Origin of the sequence: Streptomyces sp. NPDC056480 (genome assembly GCF_042795405.1) — a bacterium.
Taxonomy (GTDB): domain Bacteria; phylum Actinomycetota; class Actinomycetes; order Streptomycetales; family Streptomycetaceae; genus Streptomyces.
Genome location: NZ_JBHTSA010000095.1, coordinates 17,730 through 30,838, shown reverse-complemented (window position 1 = coordinate 30,838; position 13,109 = coordinate 17,730). Strand labels below are relative to the sequence as shown.

Here is a 13,109-nt window from a genome sequence, read left to right as displayed (position 1 = left end):
GGTCCCCGTGTGCCCCGTCCGGGCCACGGGGACGGCTCCGACCGGCGGGACCGGTCGGCGGTGGACCCCGGACCGGTCGCGCGGCCCCGCACCCGCTACGGCAGGAAGCGCAGGGCCCAGTCGGCGCGGTTGGCGACGGAGAGGTCGTCGTCCTCCGTCAGCGGCTGGAGGAGGTCCCGGGCCGCCTTCGGGTCGGCCTGGACCAGATCGACGATCTCGGTGGCCAGACCGTCCTGGTCGTCACCGAGGTCGACGGCGGAGGCGCGGATCAGGGTCGGCAGCGCCTCCGGGCCGCCGATCGCCGCGACGACACCGCCCAGGAGCTCACGGGCGTAGGCGTTCCGCTCGGTGAGGGCGCGATCCAGCTCCGCCTGGAGACGCGGCAGGAGACCGGCGTCCCCCGAGGCGGCGATCTCGTCGGCGAGGTCGATCGTCTCGTCCACGTCGGCGTCGAGATCGTCCAGCATCTCGGTCAGCCGGGTCAGTAGGTCGGTCATGGTGCCTCCTGGAATGCGCCGTCCACGAGAACGGGGACGGTCGTCGAGCTGTCGGTCTCGGCGGCCACGGCCACGTCCTGCGGAAAGCCGTACTCGTACAGTTCACGACCCGAGTCACAGCCGTGCAAGGCGGCGACCGGGTCCTCGGTGGCCGCCCACAGCGTGGCCGCCGCGGTCGCCTCCGGGGTGAGGACGTGCGGGCCGGAGGCCCGCAGCCCGGCGAGGACGGCGCCCGCGCCGAGCAGGTCCTCCAGCGCCGGGCGCAGCGAACCGTCCGGCCACCGCTCGCCGGACGCGATGACCGCGACCGGGCGTTCGGCGGAGCCGTACCCCCGCCGTGAGAGCCAGCGGGCGACGGCCGAGTGGTTGCGCAGGGACGCGGCGACGACGGTCGCGTCGCCGGCCTCCGCGGCGATGGTGGAGCCGTTCGGCGAGGGCAGGACCAGCCGCGGCGGCGTCGGGGCGGCGCGCAGGGCGGCCGGGGAGAGCGACCACGGGTGCTCGGGGGTCGCCTCGCGGCGCCCGACGGCGAGGGTCGCGCCGACGCCCTGCGCGTACGCGGCGGCCGTCGCGTCCCGCCACCGGTACGGGTGGACGGCCGCGCCCGCCTCGACGGCGACGCCCACGGCGGTGGTGAAGGACAGCACGTCGACGACGACCACGCAGGCGGCCGAGGGGGCGAGGGCCCGTGCCTCGACGGGTCCCCAGCCGAACGAGACCGTCATCGCGGGGCCGGGCAGCCGCGCGGGACCGCCGTCGCGGCCCGCCGTGCCGCGCACACGGCCGCCGTCGCGAGCCGTCGGCCCGCCGTGCGCGGGAGCGTCATCAGAGCTCGGTGACCTTGCCGTCGGCGACCTCGACGCGGCGCGTGGTGCGGACCGCGTCGAGCATCCGCCGGTCGTGGGTGACGAGCAGCAGCGTGCCCGTGTACGAGTCGAGCGCGGACTCCAGCTGCTCGATGGCCGGCAGGTCCAGGTGGTTCGTCGGCTCGTCGAGGACGAGCAGGTTCACGCCCCGGCCCTGGAGCAGGGCGAGCGCCGCGCGGGTCCGCTCGCCCGGGGAGAGCGTGGTGGCGGGCCGCATGACGTGGACGGCCTTGAGGCCGAACTTGGCCAGCAGGGTACGGACCTCGGCGGGCTCCGTCTCCGGCACCGCCGCGCAGAACGCCTCCAGGAGCGTCTCCGTACCGTGGAAGAGCTTGCGGGCCTGGTCGACCTCGCCGACGACGACGCCCGAGCCGAGGACCGTGTCCCCCGAGTCCAGCGGGAGCCGGCCGAGCAGGGCGGCGAGCAGGGTCGACTTCCCGGCGCCGTTGGCCCCGGTGACGGCGACCCGGTCGGCCCAGTCGATCTGCAGGGTGACGGGGCCGAAGGAGAAGTCGCCGCGGCGCACCTCGGCCTCGCGGAGGGTCGCGACGACCGAGCCGGAGCGCGGAGCGGCCGCGATCTCCATGCGGAGCTCCCACTCCTTGCGGGGCTCGTCGACGACGTCGAGCCGCTCGATCATGCGCTGGGTCTGGCGGGCTTTCGCGGCCTGCTTCTCGCTGGCCTCGCTGCGCGCGTTGCGGCCGAGCTTGTCGCTGTCGGTGGACTTGCGGCGGGCGTTCCTGACGCCCTTGTCCATCCAGGAGCGCTGCATGTGACCGCGGGCTTCGAGGGCCGCCTTCTTGCCGGCGTACTCCTCGAAGTCCTCACGCGCGTGCCGCCTGGCCCTGTCCCGCTCCTCCAGGTAGGCCTCGTAGCCGCCGCCGTACAGCGTGATCTGCTGCTGGGCGAGATCCAGTTCGAGGACCTTGGTGACCGTACGGGTGAGGAACTCACGGTCGTGGCTGATGACGACCGTGCCGGCGCGCAGCCCCTTCACGAAGCCTTCGAGGCGCTCGAGTCCGTCGAGGTCGAGGTCGTTGGTGGGCTCGTCGAGCAGGAAGACGTCGTAGCGGGAGAGCAGCAGGGAGGCGAGGCCGGCGCGGGCGGCCTGGCCGCCGGAGAGGGAGGTCATCGGCTGGTCGAGGCCGACGGTGAGGCCGAGCGAGTCGGCGACCTCCTCGGCGCGCTCGTCGAGGTCGGCGCCGCCGAGGTTCAGCCAGCGCTCCAGGGAGATCGCGTACGCGTCGTCGGCGCCGGGCGTGCCGTCGACGAGGCCCTGGGTGGCCTCGTCCATCGCCGTCTGCGCGGCGGCGACTCCGGTGCGCCGGGCGAGGAACTCCCGGACGGTCTCCCCAGTGCGCCGCTCCGGCTCCTGCGGGAGGTGGCCGACGGCGGCGGTGGGCGGGGAGAGCCTCAGCTCCCCCTCCTCCGGGGTGTCGAGCCCGGCGAGCAGCCGCAGCAGGGTCGACTTGCCGGCGCCGTTGACGCCGACCAGGCCGATGACGTCGCCGGGGGCGACGACGAGGTCGAGCGCGGCGAAGAGGGTGCGTTCGCCGTGGCCGGCGGCGAGGTCCTTGGCGACGAGGGTTGCAGTCATCAGGGTACGAATCCTAGGCGACCGGAGACCCGCCCCGCCCCGGCCAGGGCGGACGGCGCTAGCCGCGTGCCCGGGTCAGGGGCCCGAGCCGGGGCTGCGGGCGGGACTCCGGCGCGGGTTCGGTCGGGGGCTCGATCGGGGGCTCGGCCAGCGGCTCGGTCCGCGGCTCGGGACGGGGCTCGGGACGGGGCTCTGTTCCGAGGCGTCGCAGGGCGGTCCGGTAGGCCGCCCGGTGGAAGCGGTACGGGCCGACGCCGGGGTAGCCCTCGCGGGCCGGGGCCGCGGTGGGGCCGGTCTGCCAGGCGAAGTCGCGCCAGACGACGTCCTCGCCGTCGTGCTCGACCACGGCGGTGACGGCTCCGCAGCCGAGGTCCTCGCAGTCGGGGCAGGAGTAGATCACCCGGCGTCCGCCCGTGAGCGAGGTCTCGGCCGCGTCCGGGTCGAGGAGCCCGCGGACGTGCTCGGCGCGGAGCGCGGGCGGTAGGTCGCCCGCCAGCGGCGAGACCGTGTCGACGCCCTCGGCCTCGTCGAGCCGGTGGAGCAGCGCCCTGCCGTCGACGACGAGGTCGACGTCCTCGGGGCGGGGGCGGGCGGAGGCCCCGGGGAGTGCACCACCGCCGTCCGGGAGGACGGCGGGGGCGAGGTCGAGAGTCGTGTACACGGCCGGCATGCCTCCAGCATTCCCCGGTCGGCGTCCTCGTTCCATGGCTGGTCCGTCCCGGAAATGTCCCGGTCCCGGTACGGTCCCGGGCATGGAGAGCGACGTGATCGTGGTGGGTGGCGGGGTCGTCGGACTGACGACCGCGGTGACGCTGGCGGAGCGCGGCCTTCGGGTGCGGGTCTGGTCGCGGGACGAGGTGACGGCGACGACCTCGGCGGTGGCCGGAGCCCTGTGGTGGCCGTACCGGATCGAGCCCGAGGAGGCGGCGGGCGCCTGGGCGCTGGCCTCGTTGCGGGTGTACGGGGAGCTGGCCGCCGATCCGGAGCGCACGGGGGTGCGGTGGGTGGCCGGGGTCCACGCGGACACCGTCCTGGACGGGCTGGGATCCTGGGCGCGGGAGGTGCCGGGCCTGCGGCAGCTGGCGCCCGAGGAGGTGCCGGGGCCGTACGACGTGGGTCTCGCGGCGCGGTTGCCGCTGATCGACATGCCGGTGCATCTGGCGTGGCTGCGGGGCCGGTTCGAATCAGCGGGCGGGGTCTTCGAGCGGCGTGCGGTCAGCGGCTTCGGGGAGGCGGCGGCCGGGGCGCGGGTGGTCGTCGACTGCACGGGAACGGCCGCGCGGGAGCTCGTACCGGATCCCGGACTGCGTCCGGTGCGGGGGCAGTTGGTCCTGGTCGAGAACCCGGGGATCGAGGAGTGGTTCACCTCGGCGGACGAGGGGTCCAGTCGGACGACGTACTTCTTCCCTCAGCCGGGGCGGTTGGTCCTGGGCGGGACGGCCGAGGAGGGCGACGAGCGGACGGAGCCCGATCCGGCGACGGCGGCGGCGATCGTGGCGCGCTGCGCGCGGGTGCGGCCGGAGATCGCGGGGGCGCGGGTGCTCGGTCACCGGGTGGGCCTGCGGCCGGCGCGGGTGGGCGGGGTACGGATCGAGGCGGTGCCGCTGCCGGGCGGCGGGCGCCTGGTGCACCACTACGGGCACGGCGGCGCGGGCGTGACGGTGGCCTGGGGCTGCGCGGAGCGGGCGGCGGAGCTCGTGGAGGCGTGAGAACGCCCGCGGGGCGGGTGCCGCCCTTTCGGACAGCACCCGCCCCGCGTTTGCTCACCGGATCGCTTTCCCGGCGTGTGTTCCTACTTCCAGAGCGGCGGCTTGCTGTTGTTCTCCGCGTCCTCGCACTGGCGGGCGCGCGTCTCCAGGGCGGCGGCGCGGGCGCTGGCCTTGCGGGCCTCCGCGTGGGCGCCGAGGCCCCTGAGCTGCGCGGCGCGGTTGCGCTCCTTCTGGGCGTCGTTCTTCAGCTGGCTGATGTTGCAGGTCATCTTGGCTGCGGCCGCGGGCTCGGCGGTCACCGTCTGGCCGAGGAGCACGCCTCCGGCGAGCAGCGTGGTGGCGAGCATCGTCGTGAGGGCACGACGGGCGGTCGTGGTGGTGCGCATGGTGTTCTCCAACTTCCAGGCCGTGGGGACCTGTTCGAGGCATGGTCAGTACCAGTGGGTAACTTTACCTCGGCAAACGATGGATTCACGCCACTCCGACCCGTACGGCACGTGATCGTCAACACCTCTCCACAGGACTCCCACTGACGAGGTGATAGGTGGCGCGCCCGTCCAGGAGCAGCGGTACGAGCGCGCGCCGCGACTGGGCGAGCGGCACGAACACACCCGCGCCTTCCGGCCGCACGGCGACGCCGTGCAGGGCGAGTTCGTCGCCCGCCTCCGCGTACTGCGTGGCGGACAGCCGGTAGCCGCAGGGCGGGTCCGCAAGGATCTCCGACGGCTCCGGCGGATCGTTGTCGGCGCCGCCGAGGAAGACCGGACCCCGGTCGGCGTATCCGGCGCGCCGGGCGGCGGAGGTGGCCGCCGTGAGCGGTCCGCGCCGTTCTTCGAGGTAGGCGAAGGCCCCTTCCAGGGCGGCGTGCTGGGTGGCGACACGGCGGCGGTGGTTGAGCGCCGGGTCGTTCTGCTCGGCCTCGTCGAAGGCGTCCACCCGGGTCTCCACGAGCAGGCCCACGGAGTGCTTGATCCCGGCGGTGTTCCGCAGGATCCGCTCCTGGCCGTCGCCCGCCACCTGCTTGAGCGGCTTGCCGGTGAGGGGGTCGGTCCAGATGCCGTAGATGCCGCTGCTGTACCCGGCGAGCCCGGCGGCGGGCCGGACGTACTCCTCGGAGAGGGTCCGGGACTCGTCGTGGACGTGCGGGTCGGCGTCGAGAGTGCGCGGCCAGAGGGCGAGCAGGTCCTTGTCGTAGTACCGGGGGGTGGCACCGTACTCGTGCAGGTCGTAGACGAGTTCGGGCCGCCGGTCGCGGATGACGGCGGCGACCGCGCGCGCCTCGGCGGTGCGCAGGGCGATGTGGTCGCGGTTGACGTCGATGCCGTCGGCGTTGCCCCGGGTGTCGGCCTCCCGGCCGTCGGGGTTGGCGGTGGGCACGACGAGGAGGGTCGTCCGGGCGAGGAAGCGCAGGGTCTCCCGGTCCTGGGCGTGGGCGAGGTCGCGCACCGTGCTCAGACAGGCCTCCCGGCCCGCGGGCTCGTCACCGTGCTGGCTGCAGACGAGCAGCACGGTGGTGCGGCCCGTACCGAGACCGGCGAGCCGGAGCGGCCGGCCCTGGGCGGTGGTGCCGATGACCCGCAGCGACAGCCGTGCGCTGGAGCGGTCGACGGCCGCGAGGAAATCACGCTCCTCGGTCTCGGTGGTCCACCGGGCGCCCCCGCTCGTCTCGAATCCGGTGCGGGGCAGCGGCTTCACGGGTGCGCTGTCCGCCGCCTTGGCGGGGACGGTGACGAGCGGCAGGGCCAGGGCGGCCGCGCCCGCCACGAGGGCGAGGGCGCGTCGGGAACTCCGGTGTCCGGTACGGGGGTTCATCGGGCGGCTCCGAATCCCGGCAGGCGCGGGCCGGCGACGGCGGCCGGCGGTACGGCGCCGCTCAGCGAGGGGGCGGCGGGGGTGAACGAGGGCACGGCCGGGTACGGACCCGAGGTGGCCCGGCCGAAGGCCGCGGCGCCGCCGACGAGCGGCACCCTCGCCGAGGTGCGGGCGAGGTCGAGGGTCAGGGTCGGGGTGGTCGACGGAGGGTCGAGCAGGTCCTTGTCGGTGCCGCCGACGATCAGGGCGAGACGGTGTCCGGCCGGGACGACGTGGTCGGTGGCGGCGAGGTCCAGGGTCATCGTGTACGCCCTGCCGGGGGTCAGCGGGCGTCCCTTCCGCGGGTCGGACCAGGTGCCGAGATCGGCCCAGCCCCGGCTGACGACCGTGTACCCGACGTCCGTCGTGTTCGCCTCGGTCTCCTTGAAGCAGGCGCTGTCGCCCGGGGTGCTCGCGCCCCAGCAGGTGCGGTCGGCGAGGGTGGTGATGCCCTCGCCCGCGGCTCCGTAGTCGCGGATCGTGTCCGGTCCGAGGTCCACGAGGACGGCGGAGAGGTGCGCGGTGGCGGTGGTCGGGGTGGCGGTGACCGTCACCTTCGAGGAGCCGGAGATCCGCAGGTCGCGGGAGAGGGGGCGGGTGACGAACCCGGCCTTCTCGGGGGTCGGGGCGTCGATCCGGGCCGCCCAGTCGAGTTCGCCGAGACCGGGGTCGTCGGTGAAGGTCGCGGTGGAGCCGGGAGCGGGGGCCTTCCGGCCGAGGACGCCGGGGCCGGACACGCCGCCGGGGGCGGGCCGCAGGGTGGTGCCGGCGGTGCCGCGCGGCGGCCACTGGCGGTCGGTGGTCCAGCGGTCCGGGGCGCGCTCGATGTCGGCGACCGGCTCACGGTCGATGCCGTTCTCGTAGCCGAGGAGGTGGTGGTCGAACCAGCGGTGCAGGGTGCGGACCCAGTCGGCGCGCCGGAAGTCGAAGGGGTCGACGTGACCGGTCTGGGAGAGCCAGATCTTCCGCTCGACCCCCTGGGCGCCGAGGGCGTCCCACCACTGGCCGAACTGGTTGGCGCGCACGTTGAGGTCCTGCTGCCCGTGCACGACGAAGACGCTGGCCTTCACCTTGCCCGCGTTCCGTACGTGGTCGCGCTCGGTCCAGGCGGGCGTGCGGTCGCCGCTGTACGGGGTTCCGGCGGTGATGCGGTCCTGGACCGCGCCGCAGCGGGCCTGCGCCTCGGGGCTGTTGACGTAGCCGGAGAGCCAGCTCGGGTCGGCGTCGTAGAGCGGGGCGCCCTGGGAGTGGAAGTAGTCGTACCAGGAGGAGATGGCGCCGATCGGGACGATCGTTTTCAGCCCTTCGACGCCGGTGGCGGCGACGCCGTTGGCGATGGTGCCGTCCCAGCTCTTGCCGATCATGCCGACGTTCCCGGTGCTCCAGGTGGTGGCGCGGGACCGGGTGTCCCCCGTACGGGTGGTGTAGCCGCGGGCGCGGCCGTTCAGCCAGTCGACGACGGCCTTGGCCGACTGGACGTCGGAGCGGCCGCCGACGTCGTCGCAGCCGTCCGAGCGGTTGGTGCCGGCGAGGTCGACGGCGACGAAGGCGTAGCCGCGCGGGACGAAGAAGTTGTCGTAGAACAGCGGGAACTGTACGGGGTTCCCGTCGGTGTCATAGGTCTTCTTCTGGCTCTCGTTGCCGCGTCCGCAGCAGGCGTAGTACGGGCTGGCGTCCATGATGACCGGGATCTTCCGGCCGGCCGCGGCGGTCTCCCGGGGGCGGACGATGTCGACGGCGACCCGGTCGGTGCGCCCGTCGGCGTCGCCGTCGAGTCCGGTGTCGACCCAGACGGACTCACGGAGGGCGTCGGCGTACGAGTGGACGGGCCGGGACTCCCGGACCGCCGGCGCGAGGGACACGGGCCGCGCGGCGGACCCGGCGGTCGCGGGGGGCTCCGGCTGGGCGCCGGCCGGCGTGACCAGGGTCGCGAGCAGGGCGGCCGTGGCCGCGGCCACGAGGGTTCCGTACGGCAGTCGGGCTCCGCGGGTTCTCCGCTTTCGCATCGGCATGGGCGGGAACGTACCCCGGTCAACTCCCGTGCAAAAGAGTGCCGGAGGCGATCAGAGGGGATTCCGGTTGATTGCGGAGCCGGATGGGTTCATGTCGGCCGAATGGCGATCGTGTGACAGGGGGTCCTCTGGACGTGACGGTCCGTCGGGGCACTGAATAGTGTCCGGACTAAGGACCGACGACCACCCGCGCGTCTTACTTTCTTATGACTTGGGGAGCACCTGTGCACCGCAGAATCATCGTTCCGAGCGCCCTCGCGGCCTCCCTGCTGCTGGCGATCCCGGCATCGGCGGCCGACTTCACCCCTGGGGCCCCGGGCATCGGCGACTCCTACTACCCCACCAGCGGCAACGGCGGCTACGACGTCTCCCACTACGACCTGCGCCTGACGTACCAGCCCGCCACGGACCTGCTGGAGGGCACGGCGACGATCGTCGCCACCACCAAGCAGAACCTCTCTCGGTTCAACCTCGACCTCGGCCTGAAGGTCAGCGAGGTCCGGGTCAACGGCCGCGTGGCGAAGTTCGCGACCTCGGGCTCCCACGAGCTGGAGGTCACCCCGGCCACCCCGCTGGAGAAGAACAAGGCCCTCTCGATCGTCGTCCGCTACGCGGGCAAGCCCTCCGAGGTGAAGATCGACGGCTGGACGGCCTGGGCCCGCACCCCGGACGGCGGCGTCGCCGCTCAGGAGCCGGACTCGGCCGCCTGGTGGTTCCCGTCCAACGACCACCCGCTGGACAAGGCCACCTTCGACGTCTCCGTCTCGGTGCCGGACGGCACCCAGGCCATCAGCAACGGCGTGCTGCAGTCGCAGTCCTCGCGCCTCGGCTGGACCCGCTTCAACTGGCGCTCCAACAAGCCGCAGGCGACCTATCTGGCCACGCTTGCGGTCGGCAAGTTCGACATCACGACGGACAGGACGGCGAACGGGCTGCCGGTCCTCAACGCGTACAGCAAGGACCTCGGCGACAACGACGGCGCGGCACGCGCCTCGATCGAGCGCACGACCGAGGTCGCGGAGTGGCTGGAGGGGGTCTTCGGGCCGTACCCCTTCAACGCCCTCGGCGGATACGTGCCGAACGTGACGAGCGGCTTCGCCCTGGAGACGCAGACCCGTCCGTTCTACAGCCCGCGGCAGTTCGCCAACGGCGCGAACGTGTCGGTGGTCGTCCACGAGCTGGCGCACCAGTGGTACGGCGACAGCGTGTCCGTCCGCGACTGGAAGGACATCTGGGTCAACGAGGGCTTCGCCCGCTACAGCCAGTGGCTGTGGTCGGAGAAGGAGGGCGAGGGCACGGCCCAGGAGCTGGCGGACTACGTGTACGCCACGCGGACGGCCGAGGACCCCTTCTGGACGGTGAAGCCGGGTGACCCGGGCGCGGAGAACCAGTTCCACATCGCCGTCTACGACCGGGGCGCGCTGGCGCTCCAGGCGCTGCGCAACGAGATCGGCGACGAGGACTTCTTCGCGATCCTGAAGGGCTGGCCGCAGCGGTTCGCCTACGGCAACGCGCGGGTCGCCGACTTCGTGCGGTACGCGGAGAAGGTCTCCGGCAAGCCGCTGGCCGAGCTCTTCGACACCTGGCTGTACGAGCCGTCGAAGCCGGCCGCGTCGACCGCGGCGGCGGCCGGTCTGTCCGCGCCCGCCGCGGCGCCGGCAGCCGGCACGCCGTCGTCCGCGCGCGCGGCGGCGCCGAGGGCCACGCAGCCGAAGCCGGTCCAGCCGAAGTCCTGGAAGAAGATCGCGGCGACGAACACGGTCCACGACTCGGAGCGCCACGGCGGCCACTGAGCGGTGCGGTGCCCCGGTGCCGACGGTCGCTCCGGCCGCAGGCACCGGTCACCCGGCTCGTACGGCCGGGGTGACCGCACGGCCGCTCCGGTACCGGTCGCCCCCGGCCGTCCGTCAGCGCGTCGCGCGGCGGGCGGCCTGTCGGGCTTTCCTGGCCAGCGGCAGATAGCGCAGCCGCTCCGGCAGGACGGGGACCACCACCCGGACCACCCGGGCGAACCGGCGCAGTGCCCGCTCCTGCTCGTCCGTCCATGCGAGCCCGATGGCCTCCCGGGCGTCCGGCGGCATCATGCCGACGGTGAGGAAGGTGCGCAGCCGCAGGAACGGGCGGCGCAGGACCGGCCAGAGCAGCCGGAGGGCGAGCCGGAGCGGCAGCGGGCCCCGGTCGGGGGCTGGCACCGGCTGGTCCGGGTCGAGCAGCTCCCGGACGACGACGGTCGCCTCCAGCTCGTCCGCGAGGACCTTCCGGTAGTACGGCCAGAACTCCTCGATCGTCTGTGGCATGTCCCGGTCGTGGATGCCGAGGATCCGGCCCACCTGGAGCCATTCGGCGTACAGCCGGCGTTCCTGTGCCTCGGTGAGGGGGCGGGCGAGGAGCCGGAGGCCGTGCGCGTAGACGGGGTAGCCGGTCGCGTGCACCCAGGAGTAGTAGGCGGGGGTCAGCGCGTGGTAGCGGCGCCCGTGCGCATCGGTGCCCTGGATGTCGCGGTGCAGCTGCCGGAGGCGGCGCCCCTCCCGGGCGGCGTCCTCGCCGCCGTAGATCCACAGCTGGACCGAGCGCAGGGAACGTTCACCGCGGCCCCAGGGATCGGTGCGGAAGACCGAGTGGGCGTCGACGCCGGCCCCGACGGCCGGGTGGGCGACCTGCATCGTGAGGGCAGCGGGAAGCATCAGGAGCGCCCGGATGTCCCCGGCGACGCTCCACAGCACGCCGCCGACGGGCGGCGGCACCGGATCGCCGTCGGGGATCGGGACGGGGATCGGGACGCTGGACTTCGTCTCTTCCATGGGGCTCTCTCCTCACACTCCAGGCTGCACCCACGACGAAGGGGCCGTCACCCGGGCGTTTCGGCCCCTGGTGACGGCCCCTCTCGGGGAGTACGGGTCAGCCGCGGTCGGCGCCGACCGGCTCGCCGACGATACGGGCGGCGAGGGCGTGGGCCCAGGCGTCGACGTCGGCGTTGAGCTCGCGCTCGGCGGCGGCGCGCTCCTCGGCGATCTTCGCGGAACCGGCGGCGATGATCGACTCGCGCTCGGCGTTGCCCTCGGCGCGGGCGGCGGCGATGGCGACCGAGCCCTCCTCGACGGCCTTGGAGCGGATACGGGCGGCCTCGTGGCGGGCCTCGGCCAGCTCGGCCTCGTACTGCTCGCGGATCTGCGTGGCCTCGGAGCGCAGGTCGTCGGCGCGCTCGGTGCCGCCGTCGATGGCGTCCTCGCGCTCGTCGAGGGTGCGCCGGATCTTCGGCAGGATGCCCTTCGCCAGGATGAGGAAGGTGAGGGCGAACAGCACCAGGCCGAGGATGAGCTCCGCCCAGACAGGGTTGAGCGGACCGAGGTCCATCTTGAAGACAGTCGAGTTCGAAGCGAGGGTCATGCGCGCATTCTACCTGCTAGAAAAAGCGACAATTCGGGCTACCGGGCGAGAGTTGTCGTGTTCGTGCCGACCCGGCCAGATTCCCGGCATCCAAAGGCTACCGGAAGGTAACCCTGGCTGATTGTATGTGCCGCGCCAGCACAACCCCCCACCCTCTCATGGGAGTTCCTGTGACGTTCGCCGCGCTCCGCCGCGCCCCCGGCGCCGCCCTGTCCCTGGCCCTCGCCGCAGCCACCCTGGCCGCGACCGCTCCGAGCGCGACCGCCGCCTCCGCCGGTGCGGCCGCCGAGGCCCCGCGGCTGAAGGTGCTCACGTACAACGCGTTCCTGTTCTCGAAGACGCTCTACCCGAACTGGGGCCAGGACCACCGGGCCAAGGCGATCCCCGCCGCCCCCTGGTACCAGGGCCAGGACGTCGTCGTCATCCAGGAGGCCTTCGACAACGCCGCCTCGGACGCGCTCAAGGCGAACTCCGCCGGCCAGTACCCGTACCAGACCCCGATCGTGGGCCGCAGCAAGAGCGGCTGGGACGCCACCGGCGGCTCCTACTCCTCGACCACTCCCGAGGACGGCGGGGTGACGATCCTCAGCAAGTGGCCGATCATCCGCAAGGAGCAGCACGTCTACAAGGACGCCTGCGGCGCCGACTGGTGGTCGAACAAGGGCTTCGCGTACACCGTGCTCGACGTGAACGGCAGCAAGGTCCACGTCGTCGGCACCCACGCCCAGTCGACCGACCCGGGCTGCTCGGCGGGCGAGGCGGCGCAGATGCGCAGCCGGCAGTTCAAGGCGATCGACGCCTTCCTCGACGCCAAGAACATCCCGGCGAACGAGCAGGTGATCGTCGCCGGTGACATGAACGTCGACTCGCACACGCCCGAGTACGGCACGATGCTCGCCGACGCGGGCCTGGCGGGGGCCGACGCCCGCACCGGCCACCCGTACTCCTTCGACACCGACCTGAACTCGATCGCCTCCGAGCGCTACCCGGACGACCCGCGCGAGGACCTCGACTACGTCCTCTACCGCTCGGGCAACGCCCGGCCCGCGAACTGGACCAACCACGTGGTCCTGGAGAAGAGCGCCCCGTGGACGGTCTCCAGCTGGGGCACGAGCTACACGTACACCAACCTCTCCGACCACTACCCGGTCACCGGCTTCTGAGCTGACCGGCGGGCGGAGGGCGCGGGA

Annotated in this window: 12 protein-coding genes; 3 read left to right on the top strand and 9 right to left on the bottom strand. The window is 73.4% G+C overall.

Annotated elements, in window-relative coordinates; genetic code table 11:
- Nucleotides 1-95 precede the first annotated feature (95 nt).
- From ACFQ79_RS30780 to ACFQ79_RS30765, 4 genes are read right to left on the bottom strand one after another with little or no spacing between them, the layout of a single operon-like run.
- Nucleotides 96-497, bottom strand: coding sequence for a hypothetical protein (locus ACFQ79_RS30780; RefSeq protein WP_030313656.1), 402 nt, complete (start codon nt 495-497; stop codon nt 96-98).
- Nucleotides 494-1,276: a 2-phosphosulfolactate phosphatase gene (locus ACFQ79_RS30775; RefSeq protein WP_383589573.1), complete on the bottom strand. Its 783-nt coding sequence runs from the start codon at nt 1,274-1,276 to the stop codon at nt 494-496. The genes ACFQ79_RS30780 and ACFQ79_RS30775 overlap by 4 nt, the downstream gene beginning before the upstream one ends.
- A gap of 46 nt (nt 1,277-1,322) precedes the next feature.
- Complete coding sequence (locus ACFQ79_RS30770) at nt 1,323-2,960, bottom strand: ABC-F family ATP-binding cassette domain-containing protein (RefSeq protein WP_383589571.1); 1,638 nt, start codon at nt 2,958-2,960, stop codon at nt 1,323-1,325.
- Between the two features lie 58 nt (nt 2,961-3,018).
- A complete protein-coding gene (locus tag ACFQ79_RS30765) occupies nt 3,019-3,630 on the bottom strand; it encodes a hypothetical protein (RefSeq protein WP_383589569.1) in 612 nt (203 codons plus the stop codon).
- Nucleotides 3,631-3,712: 82 nt separating this feature from the next.
- On the opposite strand from ACFQ79_RS30765, the gene ACFQ79_RS30760 reads away from it, so the two are divergent.
- Nucleotides 3,713-4,669 carry an FAD-dependent oxidoreductase gene (locus ACFQ79_RS30760; RefSeq protein WP_383589567.1) on the top strand — a complete coding sequence of 319 codons (957 nt, stop codon included), beginning with the start codon at nt 3,713-3,715 and terminating at the stop codon, nt 4,667-4,669.
- An 83-nt stretch (nt 4,670-4,752) separates the two neighbouring features.
- On the opposite strand, the gene ACFQ79_RS30755 is transcribed toward ACFQ79_RS30760, so the two are convergent.
- The 3 genes from ACFQ79_RS30755 to ACFQ79_RS30745 form a co-directional block, all read right to left on the bottom strand.
- Complete coding sequence (locus tag ACFQ79_RS30755) at nt 4,753-5,055, bottom strand: hypothetical protein (RefSeq protein ID WP_383589565.1); 303 nt, start codon at nt 5,053-5,055, stop codon at nt 4,753-4,755.
- Nucleotides 5,056-5,173: 118 nt separating this feature from the next.
- Entirely contained in the window at nt 5,174-6,481 is a 1,308-nt protein-coding gene (locus ACFQ79_RS30750) for a M14 family metallocarboxypeptidase (protein ID WP_383589563.1), read from the bottom strand.
- Nucleotides 6,478-8,532, bottom strand: coding sequence for a Xaa-Pro dipeptidyl-peptidase (locus ACFQ79_RS30745; RefSeq protein ID WP_383589561.1), 2,055 nt, complete (start codon nt 8,530-8,532; stop codon nt 6,478-6,480). Before ACFQ79_RS30745 ends, ACFQ79_RS30750 begins: the two co-directional genes overlap by 4 nt.
- A 224-nt stretch (nt 8,533-8,756) precedes the next feature.
- Between ACFQ79_RS30745 and ACFQ79_RS30740 the strand changes: the two genes are divergently transcribed.
- Nucleotides 8,757-10,325: a M1 family metallopeptidase gene (locus tag ACFQ79_RS30740; protein ID WP_383589559.1), complete on the top strand. Its 1,569-nt coding sequence runs from the start codon at nt 8,757-8,759 to the stop codon at nt 10,323-10,325.
- A gap of 114 nt (nt 10,326-10,439) precedes the next feature.
- Here the strand turns inward: ACFQ79_RS30740 and ACFQ79_RS30735 are convergent, their stop codons facing one another.
- Complete coding sequence (locus ACFQ79_RS30735; RefSeq protein ID WP_383589557.1) at nt 10,440-11,333, bottom strand: oxygenase MpaB family protein; 894 nt, start codon at nt 11,331-11,333, stop codon at nt 10,440-10,442.
- Nucleotides 11,334-11,430: 97 nt separating this feature from the next.
- Nucleotides 11,431-11,919: an ATP synthase F0 subunit B gene (locus ACFQ79_RS30730; protein WP_030313635.1), complete on the bottom strand. Its 489-nt coding sequence runs from the start codon at nt 11,917-11,919 to the stop codon at nt 11,431-11,433.
- Between the two features lie 125 nt (nt 11,920-12,044).
- Between ACFQ79_RS30730 and sph the strand changes: the two genes are divergently transcribed.
- Nucleotides 12,045-13,082 carry a sphingomyelin phosphodiesterase gene (gene sph / locus ACFQ79_RS30725; RefSeq protein ID WP_383589555.1) on the top strand — a complete coding sequence of 346 codons (1,038 nt, stop codon included), beginning with the start codon at nt 12,045-12,047 and terminating at the stop codon, nt 13,080-13,082.
- Nucleotides 13,083-13,109 lie beyond the last annotated feature (27 nt).